The organism is Geodermatophilus marinus (assembly GCF_003428645.1).
Taxonomy (GTDB): domain Bacteria; phylum Actinomycetota; class Actinomycetes; order Mycobacteriales; family Geodermatophilaceae; genus Geodermatophilus.
In genome coordinates, this window is record NZ_QVQH01000022.1 from 42,932 (window position 1) to 64,453 (window position 21,522).

A 21,522-nucleotide genomic window follows, 5' to 3' on the forward strand; every position below is an offset into this window, starting at 1 on the left:
CGCCGAGCCCCGGCCGACCCCGAGGAGCCGCATGCCGCCGCCCAGCCCCCTGTCCGTGCTCGTCACCGGTGCCTCCAGCGGCATCGGCCGGGCCACCGCCGAGGAGTTCGCCGAGCGCGGCGCCCGGCTGCTGATCGTGGCCCGCGGACCCCGTGCGCTCGAGGAGGCCGCCGCCGACCTGCGCCGCCTCGGGGCCGCCGACGTGGTGGTCTGCCCGGCGGACGTCAACGACGCCGACGCGGTGCGGCGCGCGGTGGACACCGCGGTGCAGCGGTTCGGCCGGCTCGACGCCGTCGTCCACTCGGCCGCGGTCATGTCCTACGGCCGCATCGAGGACGTCCCCCGGGAGGTCTTCGAGGCCGTCGTCGACACCAGCCTGCACGGCACCGCGAACCTGGCCCGCACGGTGGTCCCGCTGTTCCGCCGGCAGGGCGCCGGGCACCTCGTCGTGGTGAGTTCCCTGCTGGCCTCGGTCAGCACCCCGCTCATGGGCTCCTACGTGGCGGCCAAGTGGGGCCAGCTCGGCCTGGTCCGCACCCTGCAGCAGGAGGTCCGCGACGCCCCGGGGGTGCACGTCTCCGCGGTCGCCCCGGGTGGGGTCAGCACCCCGATCTACTACCAGGGCGGCACGTTCGCCGGCAGCACCGGCCGGCCGCCGCCCCCGGTCTACTCGGCCCGCCGGGTGGCCCGCTCGGTGGTCGCCCGGCTGGACTCCCCGCGCCGGCTGGTGCAGTCCGGGTTCGCCAACCCCGTGGTCATCGCCGGGTTCCGGCTGCTGCCCGGGGTCTACGACGCGCTGGTCGGGCCGCTGCTGCGGGCCTTCGGCCTCACCCGGGACGGTGCCGCGCCCACCCCCGGCAACGTGCTCACCTCCCGGGAGGAGCGCAACGCGCGCGACGCCCGCTGGCGCGGCCGCTGAGCCCTCACCAGCGGGCCGGGCGGTCCCCGAGGCTCCGCTCGAAGGCCTCCACCACGCCGGCGGCGACCTCCCGCAGCTTGACGTTGCGGCGCTGCGAGGCGTGCTTGAGCAGCTGGAAGGCCTGCTCGGTGGTGCAGCGCTCCTGCGCCATGAGCAGGCCGACCGCCTGGCCGATCGCCGTCCGGGAGTCCAGGCCGTCGGCCAGGTGCCCGGCGCGGTCGTCGCTGTCGGCGATGCGCAGCGCGACCGCGAGCGCGTCGGCCGCGTACGAGGCCCAGCGGGCGGCGGTCCCCCGGTCCTGCTCGGCGAACGCCCGGGGCCGCGCGGAGTACAGGTTGAGCGCGCCGCGGCGGACCTCGTCGACGACCAGGGGCAGGGACAGCGAGGACCGGACCCCGATGTCCACGGCCCAGCCGGGGAAGCCGCCCCAGCGGGTCTCCTCGGCCATGTCGTCGACCAGGACGACGACGTCCTGGCGCAGGGACTGCAGGCAGGGACCGTCGTCGGCGGCGTACTGGTGCTCGTCGGCCTGCTGCGCCAGCGGCCCGGTGCTGGCGACCGTGACGGCGCGCGAGGACCGGGCCAGGGTGAGCCCGCACGCCTGCGCGCCGGGCACCTGCTCGACGGCCAGGTCGACCAGCCCCCGGAGGAAGCGCGTGAGGTCCCCGCCGGCGGCCAGCAGCGGCAGCAGGTCGGTGTCGTCGGTCCGGTCGCCCGCGGACCCGGTCATCTCCTCGTCCCTTCCACGTCGGGGGGCATCCGGTGGTGCTCGACCGAATATTATTTCAGGTCCGCTCCCGTCCCGGCGTCCGGCGCCGCCGCAGGTGAACAGCGTGTTCCGGCGCACCGCCGCAGGTTGACCGCCCCCGGGGTCGGGAGAACGCTGACCCCACCCGTCCCCCGGGGGGCCCGTCGCGGAAGGCCCGGCATGACCGTCGACCCGAGTGCCCGACCCACCCCCTCCCGGCCGGGCACCCGCCCCGGCCACCACGCCGGTGTCGAAGCCGAGCGGGTCGAGGAGGGGTACCTGCACAGGCGCCAGCTGCGCACCGGCACGGCCGGCTGGCTGCTGCTCGCCGGCCTCGGCGTCTCGGCGGTCATCTCCGGCGACTACGCCGGCTGGAACTTCGGCCTGGCCGAGGGCGGGTTCGGCGGGCTGCTCATCGCCGTCGTCCTCATGGCCGTCATGTACACCGCGATGGTCTTCGGGCTGGCCGAGCTCGGCTCGGCGCTGCCGACCGCCGGCGGCGGCTACACCTTCGCCCGGCGGGCGCTCGGCCCGTGGGGCGGCTACGCGACCGGCGTCGCGGTGCTCATCGAGTACGCCATCGCACCAGCCGCCATCGCCACCTTCATCGGCGCGTACGTCGAGTCCCTGGGGTTGTTCGGCATCACCGACGGGTGGTGGGTCTACCTCGCCGCCTACGCGCTGTTCATCGGCATCCACCTGATGGGCGTCGGGGAGGCGCTCAAGGCCATGTTCGTGGTGGCCGCCATCGCCGTCCTCGGCCTGGTGGTGTTCCTCGCCGGCGCCGTCCCGCAGTTCGACGCGGGCAACCTCCTCGACATCGCCCCGACCGACGCGGCCGGCGCCTCGTCCTTCCTGCCGTACGGGCTGATCGGCATCTGGGCGGCCTTCCCGTTCGCCATCTGGTTCTTCCTCGCCGTGGAGAGCGTGCCGCTGGCCGCGGAGGAGGCGCGGGACCCGGCGCGGTCGATGCCGCGGGGGATCGTCGCGGCCATGGGCCTGCTCCTGCTGCTGGCCCTGCTCATGCTCGTGTTCACCCCCGGCGCGGCCGGGTCGGCGGCGATCGCGGAGTCGGGCAACCCGCCGGTGGACGCGCTGGAGGGCTCCGGCGCCGGCGAGGGGATCACCACGGTGGTCAACTACGCCGGGCTCTTCGGGCTGGTGGCGAGCTTCTTCTCGATCATCTACGCCTACTCGCGGCAGACCTTCGCGCTGTCCCGGGCCGGGTACCTGCCGCGGGCGCTGTCGGTCACCAACGGCCGCAAGGCCCCGGTGCTGGCGCTGCTGGTGCCCGGCGCCATCGGATTCGCCCTGTCGCTGACCGGGCAGGGCGCCATGCTGCTCAACATGGCGGTCTTCGGCGCCACGGTCTCCTACGTGCTGATGATGGTGAGCCACATCGTGCTGCGCCGCCGCGAGCCCGACCTGCCGCGCCCGTACCGCACGCCCGGCGGCACGGTCACGACCGGGGTCGCCCTCGTGCTGGCCGCCGCGGCCGTCGTCGCCACCTTCCTCGTCGACGTCACCGCCGCGTTCTGGACCCTCGCCGCCTACGTCGTCTTCCTCGCCTGGTTCGCCCTCTACAGCCGGCACCACCTGGTCGCCTCGGCCCCCGAGGAGGAGTTCGAGCTGCTCGCCGCCGCCGAGGAGGAGGTCGAGTGAGGCGCCGGGCGACGGTGGGCGGGCACACCTACGAGTTCCCGACCCTCGTCGAGCTGATGGCGCGGGCGACGCCGCTGCGCTCCGGGGACGTGCTCGCCGGGTGCGCGGCCGGGTCGGCGGCCGAGCGGGTGGCCGCGCAGACCGTGCTGGCCGACCTCCCGCTGGCGACCTTCCTGGAGGAGCAGGTGGTCGGCTACGACGAGGACGACGTGACCCGGCTGATCCTGGACACCCACGACCGGGCGGCCTTCGCGCCGGTGGCCGCCCTGACCGTGGGCGGGTTGCGCGACCGGCTCCTGGCGTGGGCGGCCGCCGGTGACGAGGCGGCGATCAGCGGGCTGGCCCGGGGGCTGACCCCCGAGATGGTGGCCGCGACCGCCAAGCTGATGCGCAACGCCGACCTGGTGGCGGTCGGCCGGCGCACCCGGGTGGTCACCGGGTTGCGCAGCACGCTCGGCCTGCCCGGGCGGCTGGCCTCCCGGCTGCAGCCCAACCACCCCACGGACGACCCGGTCGGCGTGACCGCCGCCATCGTCGACGGCCTGCTGTCCGGCTGCGGGGACGCCGTCATCGGGATCAACCCCGCCACCGACTCCCCGGCCCGCACCGCGGCGCTGCTGGAGCTGGTCGACGCGGTGATCCGCCGCTACGGGATCCCGACGCAGTCCTGCGTGCTGGCCCACGTGACCACCACGCTGCGGGTCCTCGAGCAGGGGGCGCCCGTGGACCTGGTCTTCCAGTCGGTGGCCGGCACCCAGCCGGCCAACCGGGGCTTCGGCGTCACCCTCGACCTGCTCGCCGAGGCCCGGGCCGGGGCGCTGGCGCTCGGCCGCGGCACCGTGGGCAGGAACGTCACCTACTTCGAGACCGGCCAGGGCTCGGCGCTGTCGGCCGACGCGCACCGCGGGGTCGGCGGCCGGCCGGTCGACCAGCAGACCCTGGAGGCCCGCGCGTACGCGGTGGCCCGGGAGTTCTCGCCGCTGCTGGTGAACACCGTCGTCGGGTTCATCGGGCCCGAGTACCTCTACGACGGCAAGCAGGTGCTGCGGGCCGGCCTCGAGGACCACTTCTGCGGCAAGCTGCTCGGCCTGCCCATGGGGGTGGACGTCTGCTACACCAACCACGCCGAGGTCGACGGCGACGACACCGACTCGCTCATGCTGCTGCTGGGCGCGGCGGGCTGCACCTTCCTCATCGCGGTGCCGGGGGCCGACGACGTGATGCTGCACTACCAGTCGCTGTCGTTCTCCGACGTGCTCACCGCCCGCTCGGTGCTGGGGCTGCGCCCGGCGCCGGAGTTCGAGGCCTGGCTGGCCCGCATGGAGCTGCTCGACGACGCCGGCCGGGTGCGGGAGCTGACCGCCGACGCGCCGACCGCGCGGGCCCTGCTCGCGGCGGCCACGCCGTGAACGGGGAGCGGAGGGGATCGGTCGGCGTGACGCCGACCGATCCCCTCCACCAGGGGGACCCGTGGGCGGTGCTGCGCGCGGCCACCCGGGCGCGGGTCGCGCTCGGCCGGGCCGGTGACGCGCTGCCCACCTCCCGCGAGCTGGAGTTCCGCGCCGCCCACGCCGCCGCCCGTGACGCGGTGCACCAGCCGCTGGACCCGGCGGTCCTCCGGTCGGCGCTGCCGGGGGAGGAGCTGCTGGAGGTGCGCTCCGCGGCACCCGACCGGGCCACCTACCTGCAGCGGCCCGACCTCGGCCGGCAGCTCGCGGCCGGCACCGAGCTGCCGCGCACCGGCGCCGACCTGGCGGTGGTGATGGCCGACGGGCTCTCGCCGGCCGCGGTGCACGAGCACGCCCCCGGCCTGGTGGTCGCGCTGCGCGAGCGGCTGACCGGCTGGACGCTGTCCCCGGTGGTGCTCGCGCACCAGGCGCGGGTGGCGCTCGGTGACGCGGTCGGGGAGGCCCTCGGCGCCCGGGCGGTGGTCGTGCTGATCGGCGAGCGGCCCGGCCTCTCCTCGGCCGACTCGCTGGGCGTCTACCTCACCTGGGACCCGCGGCCGGGGCGGGCGGACTCCGAGCGCAACTGCGTCTCGAACGTCCGCCCGCCGCACGGGCTCTCCTACGCCCGGGCCGCCGACACCGTCGCCGCGCTGCTCACGGCGGCGCGCGAGCTCGGCGCCTCGGGCGTCGCGCTCAAGGACGAGGGGCCGGTGCTGCCCCCGGGCGCGGGCTGACCCGCCTCCTGCGCGGTGGGGTCAGGCCCAGAACTCGTCCGTGGCCACCGGGTCGGTGGGGGCGGACCAGAACTCGGTCACGAGGCCGTCGGCCACGCGCATGACGTGCGCGTCGAGCGCGTCGAGGGAGCGACCGTCCCGGTGCCCGGTCGTGTGCACCAGCGCCACGGCGTGGGTGTCGTCGGCGAAGACCGCCTGCGGCTCGACGCGGAGGGTGCCCCCGGTCAGCTCCACGAGCCGGCCGAAGAGCCCGAGGACCTCGTCGGCGCCCCGGTAGGTGCCGGTGAGCGCGTTGCGCCCCGGCGAGTGCCACCGGATGTCGTCGGCCCAGTACCGCGGCACGGCGGCGAGGTCCCCCTTGCCGAAGGCCTCGTAGGCGTCCCGGATGCGCTGCACGTTGGGGTGCTCGGACATGGCTGCCTCCTCGCCGGGGAGCGCCCCTCCCCGCGGCCGGCCTTCTCGCGCCGGGCCGCTGCAGGAGGGCCGCACGGGCGGACCACCGCGTCGGCGCCGCCGGGCGGACGACCCAGACGACACCCGGCGGCACCGGCGGGCGGCAGCAGTGTCGACCCGCGCGCCCCACCGGGGAACGCACCGGGGCGCGCCCCGGCGATCCGCTCACCCTGGGTGACCGGGCCGCCGGGGCCCGTGGGTCAGCGCTCCTGGGCGCCGCCGGGCGAGGCCTCCGGGATGTCGCGGGCCAGCTCGTCGTCCCGCGGCGGGGACTTCCACTCGACCAGCAGCAGCGTGGCGTCGTCGCTGGTGCGGCCCTCCCGCGCCGCCGTGAGGGCGTGCGAGAGCCGGCGGACCGTCTCCGGGGCGGCCAGCCGGTCGGCGGTCGTCTGCTCGATCAGCTCGCGCAGCCGCCGGTCGCCGAACTGCTCGCCGCCGTCGAGCCGCTCCTCGACCACCCCGTCGGTGAAGAACAGCACGCGGTCGCCGGGCTCGAGCCGCACCGAGTGCACCGCCGGTGCCGCGCCCCCGAAGCCGACCGGGCGGGTCGGGGCACCGGTGAGCTCGCCGATCACCCGGCTGCGGCGCACCCACAGCGCGGGTGGGTGACCGGCGTTGACCCAGCTCAGCTCCCCGGTGTCGGAGTCCAGGCGGCCCAGCTGACCGGTGGCGAACCGGCCGGGGAAGGAGCGGCTGACCACGGCGTCCATCTCGGTGTACAGCTCGTCGAGCGGGACGTCCCGGCGCCGGCCGTGCCGGTAGGCGGCCAGGACGACGCTCGCCATCGTCGCGGCCTCGAGCCCGTGCCCCATGGCGTCGAAGACGGCCAGGTGCAGGACGTGGTGGTCCAGCGCGTAGTCGAAGCTGTCACCGCCCACCTCGTAGGCCGGTTCCAGCACGCCGGCCAGGTCGATGTCCGGGGTCGTCATCGACAGCGGCGGGAGGCTCTGCCACTGCAGCTGGGCGGCCAGCGTCATCGGCCGGTTGGTCCGGACCCGCGCGAAGGTGTCGGTGTAGAGGTTCTTGGTGACGACGAGGTCGGCGACCAGCCCGGCCACCCGCTGGGCCAGGACCCGGTCGGGGTCGGTGACGGCCGGCAGCGTGAACGACAGGACCCCCACCCGGTCGGAGCCGTCGAGCATGGGCAGGTGCAGCCGCACACCTCCACCGGGCTGCGGCTGCTCGACGCGGCTGTCGGTGGCGAACGCCCGCCCCTCGGGGCTGCCGTCGATCGGCGTGGGCCGGCCGACCAGCCGCCGCCCGGGGAGCGGGCGGAGCACCCGCTGGTCGTAGTCCTGCAGGTGGATGCTCACCTCGGACGCGCCGACCAGGTGCAGCTCCTGGGCGACCAGCGGGCCGATCAGCCGGGGCGGGATGAGGTGGGCGCGGTCGAGCAGCGACCCCAGCAGCCGCTCGCCCGTGCTCTCCGCGCTGGGCAGCTCACCGGTCGGATCGCGGAAGCCCGCGGCGGGCGTCTCGTCCGGCACCTGTGCTCCCTGATCACCCCGGGCGGGGCTCAAACCCCGCCGGGCCCGTCACCGGCGACGCAGCAGCCGGGCGAGCCGGTGGGTGCGGCCCGCGGCCAGCTCGCCGGCCGTCGGGGGCGGCGCCTCCTCCTCGGCGAGCGCGGCGTGCCGCTCCCGCAGGCGGGCGCGCACCTCCTCGGGGGTGGCGGCCCGGCGCTGCCGCTCGCCGCGGGCCAGCACCGCCCCGGTCGCAGCCACACCGGCGAGGCCGGCCAGTCCGAGCAGCTTCCACACGCGCACGGTCGCCTAACGTAGCGCCGTGCCCGCGCTGAGCCTGGACGAGGCCGTCGAGCTGACCCGCACCGGCGACGTCTGGGTCTTCCGCGGCGGCTCGGTGGCCGACCGGGCCATCCGCGCGGTCACCAACGCGCCGGTCAACCACGTCGGGATGGCCGTCGTCCTGGAGGACCTCCCGCCGCTGCTCTGGCACGCCGAGCTCGGCCGCTCGCTGCCCGACGTGTGGACCGGCCGGCACCAGCGCGGCGTCCAGCTGCACGACCTGGCCGACGCCGTCCGCACGTGGGTGCACCGCTACGGGCAGCGGCCGTGGCTGCGCCAGCTGGTGGGCCCGGCCGACGACGGCGGCGTGACCCCGGCGATGGAGGACGCCGTGCTGCGCACCATCGCCCGCTTCGACGGCCGGCCGTTCCCGACCACGCCCGGGCTGGTCCGCGGGTGGGTCAACGGCCGGCTGCGCCGGGGCACGCCCGCCGAGACCGTCTACTGCGCCGAGCTGGTCGCGGCCACGTACACCGCGATGGGCCTGCTCGACGGCGGGCTGCCGCGCAACGCCTACGACCCGGGGAGCTTCTGGTCCGGCGACGACCTGCGCCTGGAGCAGGGCGCCCGGCTCGGCCCGGAGATCCCGGTCGAGGTGCCGGTGCCCCCGGGCCGGCGGGCGTGACTCACCCGCGCCGCACCCGGTAGGTCGACTGGACCATCCCGCCCGGGAAGGTCCGCGTGCCCTGGTGCTCCAGCGGGACGTCGGCCGGCAGCGCCCCGAACGGGGTCAGGCCGGTGCCGATGAGGACCGGCACCCGCGAGAGCGTCAGCTCCCCGACCAGCCCGGCGGCGAGGAAGGCGTGCACCGTGCGGCCGCCGTCGACGTACACGCGCCGGCAGCCGGCGGCGGTGAGCGCGGCCACCACCTCGCCGAGCGAGCGGTGCACGGTGATCCGCGCGTCGGCGCCCGGCTCCAGGGTCGTGCTCAGCACGTGCACCGGCCGGCCCTGGTAGGGCCACTCGGCGAACGGGGCGATGAACTCGTAGGTGGCGCGGCCCATCACCAGGGCGTCGACCCCGGCGACGAACTCGCCGAAGCCGAAGTCGCCGCCGGCCCCGTCGTCCGGCGGGCCGGCCTCCGCCGGGCCGCCGGTGAGCCAGGTGAGGTCGCCGTCGGTGCGGGCGATGAACCCGTCGACGCTCATGCCGAGGAAGACCGCTGCGGTGAAGGGCGCGTCCATGGCGCGCAGCGTGCCGCAGCGGTACGACGGTTCCCGGGAGCCGGCCCCCCGGGACGGCGGTCAGGCCACCAGCGCGGCGGCCCGCCCGCCCAGCCGGACGACGGCGTCCCCGGCCCGCTCGACCGCGTCGTCGTGGGTGACGCAGACGACCACCCGGCCGGCCAGGGCCGCCCGCAGGTCGGCGAGCAGCGCGGCCGCGGTGGGCGGGTCGAGGTGGGCGGTCGGCTCGTCGAGCAGCACGACGTCCCGGTCGGCCAGCAGCGCCCGCGCCACGGCCAGCCGGCGGCGCTCCCCGCCGGAGAGCGCGGTGCCGCCGGCACCCACCGGCGTGTCCAGGCCGCGGGGCAGCCGGTCCACGAGCGGGAGCAGCCCCGCCGCGGCCAGCGCGGCCCGCATCCGGGCCTCGCCGCCCGGGCCGGTCAGCGCGCCGCGGGGCGCGGCGACCGCGAGGTTGGCCCGGATGCTCGAGGCGAACACGTGCGACTCCTGCGGTACCCAGGCGGTCGCCGCGCGGACGGTCTCCCCGGTGAGCCGCGCGGTGTCGACCCCGGCGAGCTCGTAGCGGCCGGCGCGGGGGCGCAGCGCGGCCAGCAGCACGGCGAGCAGCGTCGACTTGCCCGAGCCCGACGGCCCGCGCACCACCAGCCAGCCGCCGTCGGCCGCGGCGTCGGCCGACAGCGCGCGCAGCACGTCCGGGCCGCCGGGCCAGCCGGCGGTCAGGTCCGCCACCGCCAGGCGGTCGACCCGCGCCGGGGCCGGCACCGGGTCGGCGGGGTCGGCCGGCACCGGTGCGGTGAGGACGGCGTCCAGCCGGCCCCGGGCGTCGGCGAGCGCCCCCCGCCGCTGGAGGGCGGCGACCAGCCCGGCCAGCGGGTCGGCCAGCGCGAGCGGGGCCAGCGCGAGGACCGCCAGCGTCGTGCCCGGCACGCCGGCCGCGGCGCCGGTGGCGGCCCCGGCGACCGCGGCCAGGCCGGTCCCCAGCGCGACGACCGCGGTGCCGAGCGCCCCGGCGCGGGCGCCGGTGCGCGCGGCCCCGGCCCGGCGGCGGGCCGGGGCGGCGAGGTCGGCGGCGGTGCGGCCGGCCAGGCCGTGGGCCCGCAGGTCCGGTGCGCCCTCGAGCACGGTGGCGGTGTCGCGGAGAGCCGCGACCCGCAGGGCCGCCTCGGTGCGCGCGGCGCCGGCGTCGACGCCGCGGTGCAGCAGCAGCACCGCGGCGACGGTGGCCAGCAGCACGGGACCGACGACGCCCGCGACCGGTGCCGAGACCAGCGCGAGGGCACCGACCGTGCCGGCCGTCACCGCGCCGGCGACCAGGGCGGGGGGCACGACGCGCACCGAGAGCTCCTGCACGAGGGCCACGTCGCCGACGACGCGGGCCAGCGCGGCGCCGGGGGTGCGGTCGGCGGCCACGCCCTGGGCGGCCAGGGCCTGCCAGACCCGGACCCGCAGGTCGGCGGCCGTGCGCAGCGCCGCGTCGTGGGCGGCCACCCGCTCCAGCCAGCGCAGCCCGGCCCGGCCCAGGCCGAAGAACCGGACCCCGACGATGGCGACCAGGAGGGTGAGCACCGGCGGTGCCTCGGCCGCCCGCACGATCAGCCAGCCGGAGACCGCGGCGAGGGCGACCCCCGCCCCGGCCGAGGCGGTGCCGGCCGCCACGGCGCGGGCCAGCGCGCGCGGTGGCCAGCCGAGCCGGGTGCCCGGTGCCCGGTGCCCGCCCGCCGGTGCGGCGGACCCGTGGCCCTCGGGCGCCGACGGCCACGGCCTCGTCGCGGTCGCCGGGGCGGCGTCCCCGGTGGCCGGCGCGGCCGGGTCGGCGGCGGGGAGGGCCGGCGCGGGCAGGTCCACGCCCCGGTCGGCCAGCGCCGCCAGCGCGGGGTCGTGGGTGACCAGCAGCACGGTGACCGTGCCGCGCAGCCCGGCCAGGACGGCGGCGACCCGCGCGGCGCTCGCGGTGTCGAGGTGGGCGGTGGGCTCGTCGAGCAGCAGCAGCCGGGCGCCGCGGCGCACGCGCAGGAGGGCCCGGGCGACCGCCACCCGCTGCAGCTCGCCGGGGGAGAGGGTCGTGCAGCGCCGGGCGGCGAGGTCGGCGGCGCCCACCTGCGCCAGGGCGGCGGGGACGTCGTCCCCGGGGTCGTCCCCGGCGTGCCGGCGCAGCTCGTCGACGACGGTCTCCCCGGTGGTGCGCGGGGACTGCGGCACCCACGCGACCCCGCCGGCCGGGACACCGGTGACCCGGCCCTCGACGTCGGCCCCGGGCGGGAGCAGCCCGGCCAGCGCGGCCAGCAGCGTCGACTTGCCCGAGCCGCTCGGCCCGCGCACCGCCACCAGCTCGCCGGGGCGGACGGCGAGGTCCACCGGCGCCAGCGCGGGCACCGTGCGACCGGGGTAGCGGACGCCCAGGCCGGTGACCGCGACGTCGGCACCGCGCGGGTCGGCGTCCGCACCCTCGCCGGAGGCCGGGGCGGCCGGCGTGACGGGAGCGCCGAGCACCGCCCGGGCCTCGGCCGCGGCGAGCGCGGCGTCCTCGGTGGCGTGGTGCGCCGCACCGAGGGCCCGCAGCGGGGCGAAGGCCTCCGGGGCCAGCAGCAGCGCGGTCAGGCCGACCGCCAGCGCCAGCTCGCCGTGCACCAGCCGCAGGCCGACGGTCACCGCGACCAGGGCCACCGACAGCGTGGCCAGCAACTCCAGCACCAGGGAGGAGAGGAAGGCCAGCCGCAGGGTGGCCAGCGTGCGCCGGCGCGAGGTCTCGCCGAGCTCGGCCAGCGCGGCGGCCTGCTCGGCGGCCCGGCCCAGCCCGACCAGCACGGGCAGGCCCCGGACCAGCTCGGCGACGTGCGCGGCGATCCGGTCCAGCGCCCGCGCCGCGGAGGTGCTGCCGTCGCGGGTGGCCAGCCCGACCAGCGCCAGGAACACCGGCACGAGGGGCAGGGTCACCGCGACCAGCACGGCGGAGAGCAGGTCGGTCCGGGCGAGCACCAGCAGCAGGGCCGGGGGGACGACGAGGGTCTGGGCCAGGGCCGGCAGGTAGGTGGCCAGGCCGGGGGCGAGGCCGGCCAGCCGGGTGGTGGCGAGGGCCGCCGCCGGACCCGGGCCACCCGCCGCTGCCACCGCCGCCGGGGAGGCGGCCAGCCGCTCGACCAGCCGGGCCCGCAGCTCCTCCTCGGCGCGGCGGGCGTCCCGCGCCGCGGCCAGCTCGCCGAGCGCGCCGGCGGCCGAGCGCAGCGCGATGCCGGCCACGGCCAGTGCCAGCGGGCCGGTCACCGTGCCCTCGGCCTGGCCGGCCGCCCGCGCGATCGCGTGCGCCAGACCGGCCGACAGCAGCACCAGCCCGGTGGCCGCGCCCAGCGCCGCGGCCGCCTGCCGGGCCAGTGCGCCGGTCACGCCCGGGACACCCGCCAGCGGGGCGAGCGGGCCCCGCGGCTCGCGGGCCTCCGCGTGCGGTGAGCTCCTCCTCACGCGTGCACCGGCTCCTCGTGCTGCGGCTCGGCGGTCAGGCGCCGGCGGAACACCCAGTACGTCCAGGCCTGGTAGGCCAGCACCACGGGCAGGCCGACCGCGGCCGCCCAGGTCATCACCGTGAGCGTGTAGTCGCTGACCGACGCCTGCGCCACGGTGAGGTCGAAGGCCCGGTCCACGGTCGAGGGGACGACGACCGGGTAGGCGGCACCGAACAGCGTGGCCGCCGCGGCGACGAGCACCGTGCCCCACGCCGCGAAGCCCTGGCCCTCCCGGCCGACCCGGATCCGTGCCCAGGCCACCACCACGGCCAGGGCCGCCACCAGCCACAGCACCGCGGTCGCCGGCGTCCCGTACCGCAGGTGCACCACGCCGGCCCAGCCCAGCAGCGGCACCGCGGCGATCGGCGCCCAGCGCACCGCGAACCGCCGCGCGGCCTCCCGGACCGGCCCGTCGGTCTTGAGCGCCAGGAACATCGCGCCGTGCACCACCGAGAACGCGCCGACGGCGACCGCGCCGAGCAGCGCCGGCCAGCCGAGGCCGGAGAACGCCCCGCCCACCCGGGTGCCGTCGGCGTCGATCGGCAGGCCGAGGGTGGTCGCGCCCAGCGCGGCCCCGACGCCGAGCGCGGCGATCAGCGACCCGGCGGTGATCACGTGGGTCCAGGTGGTGTCCCACGCGGCGGTGTGGTGGGCGTGCCGCCACTCGAAGGCCACCGCCCGGATGATCAGCCCGAACAGCACCAGCACGAACGGCAGGTACAGCGCCGGCAGCCAGGTGGCGTACCAGCCGGGGAACGCGGCGAAGACGGCGCCGGCGGCGGTGATCAGCCAGACCTCGTTGCCGTCCCACACCGGGCCGATGGTCCGCAGCATCAGGTGCCGGTCGGCGGCGCGGCGGCCCAGCACGGGCAGCAGGGCCGCCACGCCGAAGTCGAAGCCCTCGAGGAGGAGGAAGCCGGTCCAGAGCACCGCGACGGCGATGAACCAGAGGGTCTGCAGGTCCACGGGTGGGTCCTCGGGTCTCTAGTAGGCGAAGGAGAGGACGTCGTCGTCGCCGCGGCCGTCCGGCGGTCCGTCGTCCGGGGAGCCGTCGTCGGGGGAGCCGTCCCGGTCGCGCTGCGAGGGCAGCGTCACCGGCGTGGCGTGCGTGTCCCCGGTGGTGACGCCGGCCCGGACGAACCGGGTGATCAGCCACAGCTCGACGACGGCCAGCGCGCCGTAGACCAGCGTCAGGGCCGACAGCGACGTCCAGACCTCGGCCGCGGTGATGCCGGGGGAGACCGCCTGGGCGGTGAAGAACCACACCTGCTCGTCGACCGGCACGTCCGGGTTCGGGTAGACCACGAACGGCTGGCGGCCCATCTCGGTGAACACCCAGCCGGCGGCGTTGGCGACGAACGGCGCGCCCACGGCCAGCAGCGAGCCGTACACCCCGATCCGCGAGGTCGGCACCCGGCCCCTCCGGGTCGACCAGAGGGCGTGGGCGGCCACGCCGGCCGACACCGCGCCCATGCCGATCATCAGCCGGAAGCCCCAGTAGGTGACGGCCAGCAGCGGCGTGTAGTCGACCTCCTCGCCGGCCAGCGCCCCGAAGCGCGCCGGGTCGTCGGGGTAGGTCTCCCCGTAGAGGGCCGCGTACTCCTCCTGCAGCTCGTCCACGCCCGGGACGGGGCTCTCGAAGTCGCTGTGCGCCAGGAAGGACAGCAGCCCCGGCACGGTGAGGGAGTGGACGTCGTCGCACTCGTTGCTGCCGAGCTTGCCCCAGGCGAACACCGAGAACGGTGCGGGGGCCTCGGTCTCGCAGAGCGCCTCGGCCGAGCTCATCTTCAGCGGCTGCTGGTGGTACATGAGCTTGGCCTGCCAGTCACCGGTGAGCGCCACGAGCAGGAACGCGGCCAGCGTGACCCACCCGCCGAGGCGCACGGAGCGCCGCCAGACGGCGTGGTCGACCTCGGTGGCGGGCCGCCCGGCCAGCTCCCGCCTCCGCAGGTGCCACAGGCCCACGCCGACCAGCAGGGTGCCGGCGACCATGAGCGAGGCGACGAGGGTGTGCGTGTAGGCGGCCAGCGCCGTGTTGTTGGTCAGGACGGCGGGGAAGTCGACCTGCACCGGCCGGCCGGTCGCGTCGTCGAGCTCCACGCCGACCGGGTGCTGCATCCAGGAGTTGGCCGCGATGATGAAGTACGCGCTGATCCACGAGCCGATGACCGCGGCCCACAGCGCCGCCAGGTGCAGCTTCTTCGGGATCCGGCCCCAGCCGAAGATCCACAGGCCGAGGAAGGTGGACTCGAGGAAGAAGGCCAGCAGCGCCTCGAGGGCCAGCAGCGAGCCGAACACGTCGCCGACGAAGCGGCTGTACTCGCTCCAGGCCAGGCCGAACTGGAACTCCTGCACCAGGCCGGTGGCCACGCCCAGGACGAAGTTGATCAGGAAGACCTTGCCCCAGAAGCGGGTCATCCGGAGCCACTCGGGCCTGCCGGTGCGCACCCAGAGGGTGTGCATGACCGCGACCAGGACGCCCAGCCCGAGGGTCAGCGGGACCATCAGGAAGTGGTAGACGGTCGTGATCCCGAACTGCCAGCGGGCCACCTCGAGGACGTCCACGCGGTCTCCTTGCGGGTCGTACGATCGGCGGAGAGGTTTCTACGTCTCGTAGAAATTCTACGGCTCGTAGAAGACGCGGCGCCGCGCCGGGCAGACCATCGGTCTGTGAGACCCCTGACAGGGAGGGACCTGTGGCCTCGATGGGAGAGCTGGAGCGCACGGTCATGGACCGCCTGTGGGCGGCCGGAGGTCCCGTCTCCGCCGCCGACCTGCGCGAACGGCTGGCCGACCGTGGCCTCGCGCTCACCACGGTGCACACCGTCCTCACCCGGCTGGAGTCCAAGGGCATGGTGCTCAAGGACGACGGCCGGCCGCGCCGGTTCCGCCCGCGCGCGACCCGCGAGGAGCACGCCGCAGAGCTGATGCACGAGGTGCTGGGCACCTCCGGCGACCGGCAGGCGGTGCTCGCCCGGTTCGTCGGCGGGGTGGACGCCGAGGAGGCCCGGCTGCTGCGCGAGCTGCTCGCCGGCGGCTGACCGGCGTGCTGCCCGCGACGGCGGCCGCGCTCGCCGCGCTCGCCGCCCTGCTCGCCTGGCCCGTGCCGGCCGCCCTCGGCCGCGCCCGCTGGCCGGGCCGCGACCCGGTGGTCGCGCTGGTGTGCTGGCAGGCGCTCGGGCTGGCCGGTGGCCTGTCGATCATCGGGGCGCTGCTGGTGCACGGGCTGGCGCCGTGGGGGCGCTCGCTGCCCGCCGCGGCCGCCGCCGTCCTCACCGGCCGGCCCGCCGCCGACCCGGTCCGCGGCCACCACTGGGTGGCCCTCACCCTCGCCGCGGTGCTGGCCGCCGAGCTGACCGGGGTGCTGGCGCTGTCCTGGCTGCGCACCGCCCGCGCGCGGCGCCGGCACCGCGAGCTGCTGGAGCTGGTCGTCCGCCCGTCCGACGTGCCCGACGCGCGGCTGCTCGAGCACCCGGCGCCGGTCGCGTTCTGCATCCCGGGCGCCCGTCCGCTGCTGGTGCTCTCCTCCGGGATGGTGGCCGAGCTCGACGAGCGGCAGCTGCGCGCGGTCGTCGAGCACGAGCGGGCGCACCTGCGCGAGCGCCACCACCTCTACCTGCTGCCGTTCGTGGCCTGGGAGGCGGCGCTGCCGGTGCTGCCCGCGGCCGCCCGGGCGCACGCCGCGGTGCGCACCCTCGTGGAGATGCGCGCGGACGACGTCGCGCTCGGCGCGCTGCCCGGCCCGGCGCCGCGCCGCACGCTGGCCGAGGCGATCGTGGTGGCCGCCGGCGGCGCCGGCGGGGTGCCCGGCGGCGCGCTCGCGGTGACCGGGGGGGCGGTGCGCCAGCGGGTGGTCCGGCTGCTCGACCCGCCGTCCCCCCTGCCGGCCGCCGCGCGCTGGACGGCGCTGGCCGCGGCCGCGCTGCTGCTCGCCGTCCCCACCGCCCTGCTCCTGCTCCCGGCCGCGCTGTGAGCCCGGCCGCTGCGCCGCGAGCGGGCCCCCGCCGGCTACCGGGCCGCGGGTGCGAGCGACGCCGCGAGGTCGACGCCGGTCAGCTCCACCGAGGCATCCCACAGCCGCCGGGCCAGGCCGGGGTCGCTGGCGGCGGGCGTCCGGCCGACGAGGGCGGTGGCCCCGCGCATCTCGAACAGGCCGCTCGGGCCCGCGTAGCTGCCGCCCGGCACGTCGGCGGTCGCGGCGAACAGGATCGGCAGCGCGCCGTCCTCCGGGCCGGTCGCGACCAGCCGGTTGCCCACCGCCATGGCGACGTCCTTGGCGCGGTTGCCGGTGCGGCTCTGCAGGTTGGTCGCCGCCCAGCCGGGGTGCGCCGCGGTGGCCCGGACCCGCGACCCCGCCGCGGTCAGCCGGCGCTGCAGCTCCAGGGTGAACAGCAGGTTGGCCAGCTTGGACTGCCCGTAGGCGCGCTCGGGGGAGTAGCGCCGCCGCTCCCAGTTGAGGTCGTCGAGGACGATCGACCCGGCCCGGTGCGCCCCGGAGGAGACGGTGACCACGCGGTCGGTGACGTGCGGGAGCAGCAGGGTGGTCAGGGCGAAGTGCCCGAGGTGGTTGGTGCCGAACTGCAGCTCGAAGCCGTCGGCGGTGCGACCCCGAGGGACCATCATGATCCCCGCGTTGTTGACCAGCAGGTCCAGGTCGCCGGTCCAGTCGGTGGCGAAGGCCCGGACCGAGGCCAGGTCGGCGAGGTCCAGGTGCCGGACCTCGACCTGCCCGGGGAGGCCGTCGGCGGCGGCACGCCCGCGGGTCTCGTCGCGCACGGCGAGGACGACGCGCGCCCCGGCGGCGGCCAGGGTGCGGGCGACGGCCAGGCCGAGGCCGCTGCTCCCGCCGGTGACGACGGCCGTCCGGCCGGCCTGCTCGGGGATGTCCGCGGTGCTCCAGGTGCTCATGTCGAGTGAATGTAGGCGCTGACAACAATGATGGCAATGCCTACACCGTCTATCCTCCCGGCGTGCGCCGGAGCGACCAGCCCTACCACCACGGGGCCCTGCGGGCCGCGCTGCTGAGCCGCGCGGCCGAGCAGCTGCGCACCGGACCGGTCTCCGAGCTGTCGCTGCGCCGGCTCGCCCGCGACCTCGGCGTCAGCCACGCCGCCCCCAGCCGGCACTTCCCCGACCGGCAGGCGCTGCTCGACGCCGTGGCAGAGGACGGCTGGCGGCGCCTGGAGGAGGAGCTCGCCGCGGTCGACCCGGGCACCGGCGCGGGGCTGCGCGCCCGGCTGCTGGCCCTGGGCCGGGCCTACGTCGACTTCGCACGGACCGAGCCCGCCCTGCTCGAGCTGATGTTCGCCGGGAAGGCGGCGCGCCCGCACCCGCCGGAGGCCGAGCTCACCGGGCCCGGGGCGGTGGTCGCCGACGCGGTGGCGACCGGGGAGGTCGCCGGAGCGGACCCCGCCCGCACGGGCACGGTCCTCTGGGCGGCCCTGCACGGGGTCGCCGCCCTGGCGGTCGGCGGGGTGCTGCCCGACGGGGAGGTGGACGCCGTCCTCGGCGAGACGGTGGACCGCCTGCTCGACGGCCTGCGCCCCCGCTGACGGCCGGATCTCAGGGGGCGGCCGGCTCCCGCGTCGGGCGACCCGAGGGCAGCGCCGAGGTGGCGTCGCGGTTCTCCGGCAGCGGGGCGAAGCCGCGCAGCCGGAGGCTGTTGGTCACCACGAAGACCGAGCTGAACGCCATCGCCGCCCCGGCGATCATCGGGTTGAGCAGGCCCATCGCGGCCAGCGGCAGCGCGGCCACGTTGTAGGCGAACGCCCAGAACAGGTTGCCCTTGATCGTCGACAGGGTGCGGCGGGAGAGCCGGATCGCGTCGGCGGCCGCCCGCAGGTCGCCGCGGACCAGCGTCAGGTCGCTCGCCTCGATCGCCACGTCGGTGCCCGTCCCCATCGCCAGGCCGAGGTCGGCCTGCGCCAGCGCCGGGGCGTCGTTGACCCCGTCGCCGACCACGGCCACCACGCGGCCCTCGTCCTGCAGCCGGCGGACGACGTCCACCTTCTCCTGCGGCAGCACCTCGGCGATCACGGTGCCCGGGCCGGGGTCGACGCCCACCTCGGCGGCGACCGCGCGGGCGGCCGGCGCGTTGTCGCCGGTCAGCAGCACCGGCCGCAGGCCCAGCGCCCGCAGCTGCCGGACCGCGGCGGCCGAGGTCGGCTTCACCGCGTCGGCCACGACGAGGAGGCCGCGGGCGGCGCCGTCCCAGGCGACCGCGATCGCGGTCCGCCCGTCCGCCTCGGCGGCCGCGCGGGCGCCCTCCAGCACCGCGGGCAGGGGGGCCGACCGGTCGGCGAGCAGCCGCGGCCGGCCGACGACGACCGCCCGGCCCTCGACGACGCCCTGCACGCCGAGGCCCGCCACGTTGGTGAAGCCCTCGACGGCCGGCAGCGCGCCGTCCTCCGCCGCCGCGCGGGCCACCGCCTGCGCGATCGGGTGCTCGGAGGCGGCCTCCAGCGCCCCGGCCACCCGCAGCACCTCGGCGGCGTCCTCGCCCGGGGTCGGGACGACGTCGAGCAGGGTCATCCGGCCGGTGGTGACGGTGCCGGTCTTGTCGAGGACGACGGTGTCGACCCGGCGGGTGGACTCGAGCACCTCGGGGCCCCGGATGAGGATGCCGAGCTGCGCCCCGCGGCCGGTGCCGACCATGAGGGCGGTGGGGGTGGCCAGCCCGAGCGCGCACGGGCAGGCGATGATCAGCACGGCGACCGCGGCGGTGAACGCGGCCGGCAGCCCGGCGCCGGTGCCGATCCAGAAGCCCAGCGTGCCGACGGCCAGCGCGAGCACGACCGGCACGAAGACGCCCGACACGCGGTCGGCGAGCCGCTGCACCTCGGCCTTGCCGGTCTGCGCCTCCTCGACCAGCCGCGCCATCTGCGCGAGCTGGGTCGCAGCCCCCACCCGGGTGGCCCGCACGACCAGCCGGCCGCCGGCGTTCACCGTGCCGCCGGTGACGGTGTCGCCGGGGCCGACCTCGACCGGCACGCTCTCGCCGGTGAGCATCGAGGCGTCGACCGCGGAGGAGCCCTCGGTCACCTCGCCGTCGGCGGCGATCGTCTCGCCGGGGCGGACGACGAAGGAGGCGCCGACCCCCAGCGCGTCGACCGGTACCCGCTGCTCGGTGCCGCCGCGCAGCACCGTGACCTCCTTGGCGCCGAGCTCGAGCAGGGCCCGCAGCGCCGCGCCGGACCGGCGCTTGGCACGGGCCTCGAACCACCGGCCGGCGAGGATGAACGTGGTCACACCGGCGGCCGCCTCGAGGTAGATGTTCGCCCCGCCGTCGGTGCGGGCGATGGTCAGCTCGAACGGGTGGGTCAGGCCGGGCGTGCCGGCGGTGCCCCAGAACAGCGCGTACAGCGACCAGGCGAAGGCGGCGGTCGTGCCCAGGGAGACCAGGGTGTCCATGGTCGCCGCGCCGTGCCGCAGGTTGGTCCAGGCCGCGCGGTGGAACGGCAGCCCGCCCCACACCACGACGGGTGCGGCCAGCGTCAGCGACAGCCACTGCCAGTACGGGAACTGCAGCGCCGGCACCATCGCCATCGCCACGACCGGCACGCTGAGCAGGGCGGAGACGAGGAACCGGGTGCGCAGCGACCGGGAGGGGTCGTCCTCCCCGGCGGGGGCGGCCGCCGCTGCCGGCGGCTCGGGGAGGCGGGCGGTGTACCCGGTCTGCTCCACGGTGGCGATGAGGTCGTCGGGGGTCACCCCGGGGCCGTGGACGACCGTGGCCTTCTCGGTGGCGTAGTTGACCGTGGCGGTCACGCCGGCGAGCTTGTTCAGCTTCTTCTCGACCCGGTTGGCGCACGACGCGCAGGTCATGCCCCCGATCAACAGCTCGATGGCGGTGCCGTCCGGCGTCCGCTGGGCGGCGCTCATCCGTGCGCCTCCTCGGCGGTCGTGCCGTGCCCGTGGGGTGCGGTGGCCCCGGCCGGAGCAGCACCGGCCGGGACCTCGACGGTGAAGGCGGCGGTCCGGACGGCGTCGCCGTGCCGGAAGTCCAGGAACAGCCGGTAGGTGCCCGGCGACGGCGGCCTGGTCGCGAACTCGACGTGCGGGCCGGGTGCCGGCGCGACGCCGTCGTCCCCCGCGGGGTGGACGTGCAGGTAGCCGAGGTCACCGTCGCGCAGTGCCACCAGGTGGCCGTAGGCGCCCAGGTAGGGCTGCAGGTCGGTGACCGGGACGCCGTCCCGGCTGATGCCGAGGGTCAGCTCCGACTCCTGCCCGGCGGCGAGGTCCCCGGTCAGGACGACGGTGTAGCCGTCGACCTCCGCGGTCGCCGCCGGGGCCGGCAGCGGCTCGGGGGCGAACTCCCCGGGCACCGCGAGGTCCGCCCCCAGCACGCGGCCCGCGCCGCCGGTGGTGAGGTCGGCGAGCACCCGCCAGGAGCCGGGCGCCAGGTCGAGCGGGGCGGTCCACGTGCCCTCGGCGTCCCGCTCCGGGTGCACGTGCTGGTAGCCGGTGAGGTCGCGGCGGACGGCGACGAGGTGCAGGTCCTCGCCGTGCTCCTCCTCGTAGGCGGTCACCGGCGCGCCGTCGGGGCCGAGGACGCGGAAGGACAGCGGCGTCCCGGGACCGGCCGGCAGGACCGGGCCGTCCAGGGCGAGGGTGTACCCGCCATCGGAGACCTGCAGGCCGGCCGGTGGGCCGGCGTCCGGCCCACCGGCCGCGGGGCCGCTGCCGGCGGGGGCGTCCTGCCCGTGGGCGGGAGGGTCCCCCGCCGACGCGGGGCCGACCGGGCCCACCGCCGCACCCACGCCCCAGGCCACGCCGAGGACGGTGAGCAGGGCGAGGGCGAAGGCGCCGACCCGGGCGGCGGTGCCCACGGGCCGGCTCACCGGTCCGCGAGCGCGTACCCGGCCTCGTCGACGGCCGCGGCCACCGCGGCCTCGTCGACCGGCCGGTCGCTGGTCACGGCGAGGGCGCCGCTGGCGAGGTCGACGTCCACGGCGGTCACGCCGGCCACGGCGGAGACCTCCTCGGTGACCGCGCTGACGCAGTGGGCGCAGGTCATGCCGGTGACGGTGTAGCGGGTCGTGGTCATGCCGGGTCTCCCTCGACGGTGGTGGG

The 21,522-nt window shown here is 77.3% G+C and carries 20 protein-coding genes; 8 read left to right on the forward strand and 12 right to left on the reverse strand.

The window, feature by feature from the left end:
* Positions 1-31 precede the first annotated feature (31 nt).
* Positions 32-919 (forward strand): SDR family NAD(P)-dependent oxidoreductase, encoded by an 888-nt coding sequence (locus D0Z06_RS19450; RefSeq protein ID WP_117379195.1) that lies wholly within the window; start codon positions 32-34, stop codon positions 917-919.
* A 4-nt stretch (positions 920-923) separates the two neighbouring features.
* Here the strand turns inward: D0Z06_RS19450 and D0Z06_RS19455 are convergent, their stop codons facing one another.
* Positions 924-1,649, reverse strand: a complete 726-nt coding sequence (locus tag D0Z06_RS19455; RefSeq protein WP_117379196.1) for a GAF and ANTAR domain-containing protein — start codon at positions 1,647-1,649, stop codon at positions 924-926.
* A 198-nt stretch (positions 1,650-1,847) separates the two neighbouring features.
* Between D0Z06_RS19455 and eat the strand changes: the two genes are divergently transcribed.
* From eat to eutC, 3 genes are read left to right on the forward strand one after another with little or no spacing between them, the layout of a single operon-like run.
* On the forward strand, positions 1,848-3,329 hold the full coding sequence (gene eat / locus D0Z06_RS19460) for an ethanolamine permease (RefSeq protein WP_199522427.1): 1,482 nt from the start codon (positions 1,848-1,850) through the stop codon (positions 3,327-3,329).
* Positions 3,326-4,738 (forward strand): ethanolamine ammonia-lyase subunit EutB, encoded by a 1,413-nt coding sequence (locus D0Z06_RS19465; protein ID WP_117379197.1) that lies wholly within the window; start codon positions 3,326-3,328, stop codon positions 4,736-4,738. Before eat ends, D0Z06_RS19465 begins: the two co-directional genes overlap by 4 nt.
* A 26-nt stretch (positions 4,739-4,764) precedes the next feature.
* Entirely contained in the window at positions 4,765-5,511 is a 747-nt protein-coding gene (gene eutC, locus D0Z06_RS19470) for an ethanolamine ammonia-lyase subunit EutC (RefSeq protein WP_117379198.1), read from the forward strand.
* 21 nt (positions 5,512-5,532) lie between these two features.
* Here eutC and D0Z06_RS19475 read toward each other — a convergent pair whose 3' ends face one another.
* The 3 genes from D0Z06_RS19475 to D0Z06_RS19485 form a co-directional block, all read right to left on the reverse strand.
* On the reverse strand, positions 5,533-5,925 hold the full coding sequence (locus tag D0Z06_RS19475; RefSeq protein ID WP_117379199.1) for a nuclear transport factor 2 family protein: 393 nt from the start codon (positions 5,923-5,925) through the stop codon (positions 5,533-5,535).
* A 239-nt stretch (positions 5,926-6,164) separates the two neighbouring features.
* Positions 6,165-7,451 (reverse strand): PP2C family protein-serine/threonine phosphatase, encoded by a 1,287-nt coding sequence (locus D0Z06_RS19480; protein ID WP_117379200.1) that lies wholly within the window; start codon positions 7,449-7,451, stop codon positions 6,165-6,167.
* Between the two features lie 48 nt (positions 7,452-7,499).
* Complete coding sequence (locus tag D0Z06_RS19485) at positions 7,500-7,730, reverse strand: hypothetical protein (protein ID WP_117379201.1); 231 nt, start codon at positions 7,728-7,730, stop codon at positions 7,500-7,502.
* 19 nt (positions 7,731-7,749) lie between these two features.
* On the opposite strand from D0Z06_RS19485, the gene D0Z06_RS19490 reads away from it, so the two are divergent.
* Positions 7,750-8,394: a hypothetical protein gene (locus D0Z06_RS19490; protein WP_117379202.1), complete on the forward strand. Its 645-nt coding sequence runs from the start codon at positions 7,750-7,752 to the stop codon at positions 8,392-8,394.
* Position 8,395: 1 nt separating this feature from the next.
* Here D0Z06_RS19490 and D0Z06_RS19495 read toward each other — a convergent pair whose 3' ends face one another.
* From D0Z06_RS19495 to D0Z06_RS19510, 4 genes are read right to left on the reverse strand one after another with little or no spacing between them, the layout of a single operon-like run.
* Positions 8,396-8,953 carry a dihydrofolate reductase family protein gene (locus D0Z06_RS19495; protein ID WP_117379203.1) on the reverse strand — a complete coding sequence of 186 codons (558 nt, stop codon included), beginning with the start codon at positions 8,951-8,953 and terminating at the stop codon, positions 8,396-8,398.
* 60 nt (positions 8,954-9,013) lie between these two features.
* Positions 9,014-12,409 (reverse strand): thiol reductant ABC exporter subunit CydC, encoded by a 3,396-nt coding sequence (cydC, locus tag D0Z06_RS19500; RefSeq protein ID WP_117379204.1) that lies wholly within the window; start codon positions 12,407-12,409, stop codon positions 9,014-9,016.
* Positions 12,406-13,416 carry a cytochrome d ubiquinol oxidase subunit II gene (gene cydB, locus D0Z06_RS19505; RefSeq protein WP_117379205.1) on the reverse strand — a complete coding sequence of 337 codons (1,011 nt, stop codon included), beginning with the start codon at positions 13,414-13,416 and terminating at the stop codon, positions 12,406-12,408. The genes cydC and cydB overlap by 4 nt, the downstream gene beginning before the upstream one ends.
* 18 nt (positions 13,417-13,434) lie before the next feature.
* A complete protein-coding gene (locus tag D0Z06_RS19510) occupies positions 13,435-15,015 on the reverse strand; it encodes a cytochrome ubiquinol oxidase subunit I (protein ID WP_117379206.1) in 1,581 nt (526 codons plus the stop codon).
* Positions 15,016-15,155: 140 nt separating this feature from the next.
* Here D0Z06_RS19510 and D0Z06_RS19515 point away from each other — a divergent pair, with 140 nt between their 5' ends.
* Both D0Z06_RS19515 and D0Z06_RS19520 read left to right on the forward strand, forming a co-directional pair.
* The gene (locus tag D0Z06_RS19515) at positions 15,156-15,491 is read left to right on the forward strand and encodes a BlaI/MecI/CopY family transcriptional regulator (protein ID WP_233517823.1); all 336 of its coding nucleotides are present in this window, start codon (positions 15,156-15,158) and stop codon (positions 15,489-15,491) included.
* Between the two features lie 5 nt (positions 15,492-15,496).
* Positions 15,497-16,423 (forward strand): M56 family metallopeptidase, encoded by a 927-nt coding sequence (locus tag D0Z06_RS19520; RefSeq protein ID WP_117379208.1) that lies wholly within the window; start codon positions 15,497-15,499, stop codon positions 16,421-16,423.
* A 35-nt stretch (positions 16,424-16,458) separates the two neighbouring features.
* Here D0Z06_RS19520 and D0Z06_RS19525 read toward each other — a convergent pair whose 3' ends face one another.
* Positions 16,459-17,358 carry an oxidoreductase gene (locus tag D0Z06_RS19525; RefSeq protein WP_117379209.1) on the reverse strand — a complete coding sequence of 300 codons (900 nt, stop codon included), beginning with the start codon at positions 17,356-17,358 and terminating at the stop codon, positions 16,459-16,461.
* A 62-nt stretch (positions 17,359-17,420) separates the two neighbouring features.
* Here D0Z06_RS19525 and D0Z06_RS19530 point away from each other — a divergent pair, with 62 nt between their 5' ends.
* Positions 17,421-18,002: a TetR/AcrR family transcriptional regulator gene (locus tag D0Z06_RS19530; protein WP_117379210.1), complete on the forward strand. Its 582-nt coding sequence runs from the start codon at positions 17,421-17,423 to the stop codon at positions 18,000-18,002.
* Between the two features lie 10 nt (positions 18,003-18,012).
* On the opposite strand, the gene D0Z06_RS19535 is transcribed toward D0Z06_RS19530, so the two are convergent.
* From D0Z06_RS19535 to D0Z06_RS19545, 3 genes are read right to left on the reverse strand one after another with little or no spacing between them, the layout of a single operon-like run.
* Positions 18,013-20,331 carry a heavy metal translocating P-type ATPase gene (locus tag D0Z06_RS19535; RefSeq protein WP_117379211.1) on the reverse strand — a complete coding sequence of 773 codons (2,319 nt, stop codon included), beginning with the start codon at positions 20,329-20,331 and terminating at the stop codon, positions 18,013-18,015.
* Positions 20,328-21,290: a hypothetical protein gene (locus D0Z06_RS19540; RefSeq protein ID WP_233517820.1), complete on the reverse strand. Its 963-nt coding sequence runs from the start codon at positions 21,288-21,290 to the stop codon at positions 20,328-20,330. The genes D0Z06_RS19535 and D0Z06_RS19540 overlap by 4 nt, the downstream gene beginning before the upstream one ends.
* Positions 21,287-21,496, reverse strand: coding sequence for a heavy-metal-associated domain-containing protein (locus tag D0Z06_RS19545; protein ID WP_117379212.1), 210 nt, complete (start codon positions 21,494-21,496; stop codon positions 21,287-21,289). The genes D0Z06_RS19540 and D0Z06_RS19545 overlap by 4 nt, the downstream gene beginning before the upstream one ends.
* Positions 21,497-21,522: the final 26 nt, after the last annotated feature.